This window comes from Companilactobacillus jidongensis, assembly GCF_003946575.1.
Lineage (GTDB): Bacteria > Bacillota > Bacilli > Lactobacillales > Lactobacillaceae > Companilactobacillus > Companilactobacillus jidongensis.
The window spans coordinates 1-1,194 of the sequence record NZ_RHOP01000041.1 but is presented as its reverse complement, the minus strand read 5'-3'; the positions used below and the strand labels follow the sequence as shown (position 1 = coordinate 1,194).

The window sequence follows — 1,194 nt, the reverse complement described above, 5'->3', positions numbered from 1 at the left end:
GCCGAGTTTACAATTGAAGTGCAACACCCAATGAACTAGACCAACTATAGACAAAAAGGCCATGAAGACCTATTCTTATAATCGCCAAGAAAATAAGAGAGTAGGTGCCTTCATGACCCAATCCCAGAGTACCATGTCTAGCCATTATCGACAACTACAATTTGATGAGCGTGGTCAAATCGAGGTCTTGCATAACCAAGGCTTATCTATCCGTATGATTGCCGAGATCGTCCGCCGCAGTCCCAGCACCATCAGTCGCGAATTACGGCGCGGTCTGACCACTCAAATTGGCCCTAACCATAAGTCCTATCAAGCCTACTTCGCCGAAACTGGGCAAGCTATCCGAAAGAAGCAGCGCGCGAACAGTCGGCCAATCGGTATGTTAGCTAAAAGTCCACAGTTCTTCGCCAAGTTGACGGTTGCACTGCGGCAACGACCAAGGGTCCATAGTGTCGACAGCTTTGTTCACTACTTTAAAAACCACTATCCAGAATTATCATGTCCATGTACTTCAACCGTCTATCGCTATATCGATCGCGGGGCCACTGAGCTTAGAAATTCTGATCTACCAAAGAAACTCAGTCAACGACTAAAACGCCCGGGCAGGCACCATGATCGATTGAACAAGCGGATATTAGGTCAATCGATTGAAGAACGGCCAGTTGAGATCAACGAACGCCAAGTACTTGGTCATTGGGAAGGCGATCTGGTCAAAGGTAAACGCGTGGAAAGTGAACCTGCATTACTGACCCTAACCGAACGGGTCAGTCGCTATGAGATCATCCTTAAGTTGCCTGATTACCACGCGACCACATGCCTACAAGGACTACAGAATACGATTGACGACTATGGCGCTGAATATTTTAAAAGCGTCACCTTCGACAATGGTAGTGAGTTCGCCCAACTTAGCCAGGTTATTGGACCTGACGTCTATTTTGCCCACCCCTACTCGCCGTGGGAACGTGGCACCAATGAGAACCAGAACGGTCTGATCCGGGAATACATTCCCAAAGGTAAGTCAATCCATGAAATCTCGATCACTGAGCTCCAAGGAATCCAAGACGCGCTTAACCACCGGCCACGTCGGAGCTTGAACTACAACTGCGCCAGTGAACTATTCATTGATTTAGATGATTAACTATACCAATTTATAAGAATAGGTCGATACTGTTGCACTTGATTTGACAATTTGGG

1 protein-coding gene is annotated in these 1,194 nt (G+C 47.2%); it reads left to right on the top strand.

Annotated features, from left to right (window positions below; translation table 11 throughout):
• The first annotated feature begins 112 nt into the window (after nucleotides 1-112).
• On the top strand, nucleotides 113-1,138 hold the full coding sequence (locus EKM68_RS13520; protein ID WP_125551024.1) for an IS30 family transposase: 1,026 nt from the start codon (nucleotides 113-115) through the stop codon (nucleotides 1,136-1,138).
• Nucleotides 1,139-1,194: the final 56 nt, after the last annotated feature.